Here is a 1,576-nt window from a genome sequence, read left to right as displayed (position 1 = left end):
CCCCTTCGAAGGCACCGTCTTCCCCAACGGGTACTTCGACGCCACCAAGGCGCGGTTCACGACCGGCGACTACAACGGCGACGGCCGTGGCGACGTGGCGTTCCTGTACGACTACGGCGGCGGCAAGGTGAAGCTGTTCACCGCGCTCAGCAAGCCCGACGGCACCTACCAGACCCCGCTCATCGAATCGTGGTCCAGCCCCAGCGGCTGGTGGGCCAACGACCTCAAGCTCGAATCGGGTGACTTCAACGGAGACGGCCGCGACGACCTTGCCGCCTGGTACTCCTACGCCGACGGCAGCGACCGCCTGTTCACCTTCACCGCCGACGTCCGCGGCGGCTTCAACCCGCCGTTCGACTCCTACTACATGAACGCCGGCAACTGGGACATCAACAAGAGCAAGTTCGTCACCGGCGACTTCAACGGGGACGGCCGCGACGACATCGCCGCCCTCTATGGCTATCCCGACGGCTCGGTGAAGATGCACACCTTCGCCGCCACCCCCACCGGCGCCTTCCAGGCCAGCATCCAGTCCTGGGGAGACACCGCCACTGGCTGGGGCGACTGGAACCGCACCTCCATCCAGGCCGGCGACTTCAACGGCGACGGTATCGACGACGTGGTGGCCTGGTACGACTACGCCGACGGCCACGACGGCCTCCACACCATGATCGCCAGCGGCAGCCACACCGGCGAGTTCGCGAAGCCCATCCCCTCTCTGTCCGTGCCAGCCGGGTGGTGGGACGTGAACCAGAGCAGGCTCATCGCCGGTGACTTCGACGGCGACGGACGCGACGACCTCGCCTCCCTCTACAGCTATGGGAACGGCAGCGTCCGCATGTTCACCTTCACCGCCAAGACCGACAACAGCGGAACCTTCAACATGGGCGTCAGCAGCTGGTCCACACCCAGTGGCTGGAACCTCAACGAATACAACATCATCCGCCCCTACAACTAACCAACCCCACTGACCACGATGGCCCGGTGCGGAGCAACTGCTCCGCACCGGGCCATCACCTTTGGAAGCTCCGCCATCGCCCGCCGGGGCAAAGCATCGCCCCGTGTTGCAAACCAGTCCGGCTGTGATCAAGCCCCCGACAAGATCAGAGCCGCACGAGCCCCTTCTTGAGCCTCCGCCCGAGCGGCCGCTCGACGTACCGGTGCACCAGCCACGCCAGGAGCACCATGCCAATGGTGACCAGAGCGAGGAGCGGGTAGGTCGGGACGCGGGGTGAGAACGCGTGGAAGAGTTCCCAGCCAATCATCTGGTGCATCAGATACAGCGGGTAGGTGACGGCGCCCGCGTACGTCAGCCAGCGCCACCGGATCCACGACAGGCGCCCCGTGGCCACCAGGCCGAGCAGGGCGAAGGACACGGCGAGGATGAGGACGACGGGCCAGGCCGGTACCAGGCGGCCCACGTATGCCTCGGTGCTGCGCCACATCTTGAGCGTGGCGGGCAGCCCCGCTCCGAAGCAGAGCAGCACGATGGCAGTGAGCATCAGGTTCGGGCGGAAATGGTACATCAGGTAGAAGGCGATACCCGCGATGAAGTACCAGCTGTACTCGGGCATCA

At 65.7% G+C, this 1,576-nt stretch carries 2 protein-coding genes; one reads left to right on the top strand and one right to left on the bottom strand.

Annotated elements, in window-relative coordinates:
* On the top strand, positions 1-958 hold a 958-nt coding region (locus IE206_RS42180), incomplete at its 5' end, for an FG-GAP repeat domain-containing protein (protein ID WP_189972072.1).
* Between the two features lie 145 nt (positions 959-1,103).
* Here the strand turns inward: IE206_RS42180 and IE206_RS42175 are convergent.
* Positions 1,104-1,576: acyltransferase family protein (locus IE206_RS42175; protein ID WP_373301076.1), on the bottom strand; the 473-nt coding region annotated here is incomplete at its 5' end.

Origin of the sequence: Streptomyces violascens, from assembly GCF_014649955.1 — a bacterium.
GTDB lineage: Bacteria > Actinomycetota > Actinomycetes > Streptomycetales > Streptomycetaceae > Streptomyces > Streptomyces violascens.
The sequence above is the reverse complement of the archived record's forward strand: the minus strand, read 5'-3'. Positions and strand labels throughout refer to the sequence as shown.